This window comes from Paraburkholderia sp. Ac-20342 (assembly GCF_017104985.1).
GTDB lineage: Bacteria > Pseudomonadota > Gammaproteobacteria > Burkholderiales > Burkholderiaceae > Paraburkholderia.
In genome coordinates this window covers 1-1,635 of sequence record NZ_JAAGPQ010000209.1, presented here as the reverse complement: position 1 = coordinate 1,635, position 1,635 = coordinate 1, and the positions used below count along the sequence as shown (strand labels likewise).

The window sequence follows — 1,635 nt, the reverse complement described above, 5'->3', positions numbered from 1 at the left end:
GGCCGAGGCCGTGTGGAAACGCCATTTTCGCCGCTTAGGGCGAAGTTGCCGGTCGGGTCGATCAGGTGAGATGCGTCGAGCTTGCGCTAATCGAACATCGCGAGCGCAACGAAGCCCCTCAGGGCCTCAGCTTGCAGCCATCCTCATCGCCTTCATCATTCCGGCAACCCCGAGTATATTCAGGACGCGCTTGAGGTTGTAGGCCAGCACCTGAAGGCTCATTTCGGTGCTCACCCGTCCGAGCGTCCGGGTCAGGAAGTGTGTGGCCCCCATCCAGTGCTTCAGCGTGCCGAAGACGTGTTCAACAGTGCTTCTTCGGATGGTCATTGCATCAGGCTTCCGGTCGAGTCGACGCTGCATGGCTTCCAATACATGTTCGTGCTCCCATCGTCGGATACGGCGGTATTCGCTGGGTGAACATCGCTCCTTCAGATGGCAACGCGGGCAGGCGCTGGGCCAGTACACGTGCAGATTCATGCCATTCTCAACGGTCTTGAATCGAAGAACGGCGCGCTCGCCGGCGGGGCATCGATACTCATCGTTCCTTGCAACGTAGATGAAGTCGCGTTTGGTAAAGAGCCCTTTCTTCCTTGACGCTGAGGTAAGTGGTTTCGGGACATACGCGGTGATCCCGGCCAGTTCACATGCACGGATGTCCGGACCACTGAAGTAGCCACGGTCAGCCAGCGCCTTCAGCTTTAGCTTGCCCATCGCGTTCTTCGCCGACACAGCCATCCTGCTGAGTTGACCGTGATCGCCCCCGATATTCGTTACCTCGTGTTCGACGATCAGATGATGCTTCGTATCCACGGCGGTTTGAACGTTGTAGCCAACCGTTCCAGTTCTCTTGCCGCCGCTGGTCATAGAGCGCGAATCCGGGTCAGTCAGCGATAGCTGTCTGTCCGGTTGCGTCTTCAGTTGCTCCTTGATCTGCTCGAGCTCACGCATCCGCTGACGTAAGAGCGCGATCTTCTCGTACAGGCGCACAGTCTTCACATCGAAACCTGTCGGGCTGGTCCGGTCTGCGGTTTCAATCATGTCGAGATATCGCTGCACGCTTTCCTCGATCTGCTGCTGACGCTTGTCGATCTTGCCTGCCGTGTAGTTCCTGTCACGGCTATTCACCGCCTTGAACTTGCTGCCGTCGATGGCCACCATATCGCTGGATAGCAGTTTCAGTCCGCGGCACAGTTCGACGAATCGACGGCATACGTTGCGGATGGCCGGTCCGTTGTCGCGGCGAAAGTCGGCGATCGTCTTGAAGTCTGGGGCCAGACGTCCTGTCAGCCACATCAACTCGACATTGCGCTGACATTCGCGCTCAAGTCGCCGGCTGGAGGGTACGCGGTTCAGATATCCGTAGATATAGATCTTGAGCATCACGCCTGGGTGATAGGACGGACGGCCCGTGAGCGCCGGTGTGGTACCGTTGAAACCAAGGTCCGTCAGGTCCAGTTCGTCGACGAAGGCATCGATGACCCTGACCGGATTGTCCTGTCCAATGTAGTCATCGACGCATTCGGGAAGTAGTGCGACCTGCTTGCGGTCATCGCCTTCAACGAATCGCTTCATGAGTCACCCGGTCTCAACGCGTTGATTCAGTTTAGACGATCAATTCGTTTTCACACGGCCTCG

Annotated in this window: 1 protein-coding gene; it reads right to left on the bottom strand. The window is 57.5% G+C overall.

The annotated features are described in order from the left end of the window. Nucleotides 1-126: 126 nt before the first annotated feature. Entirely contained in the window at nt 127-1,572 is a 1,446-nt protein-coding gene (locus G3N58_RS33780; protein ID WP_206001362.1) for an IS1182 family transposase, read from the bottom strand. Between the last annotated feature and the right edge of the window lie 63 nt (nt 1,573-1,635).

Excerpts from the sequence above, each read along its gene's own strand:
- G3N58_RS33780 (WP_206001362.1), bottom strand. The coding sequence starts at position 1,572 with ATGAAGCGATTCGTTGAAGGCGATGACCGCAAGCAGGTCGCACTACTT.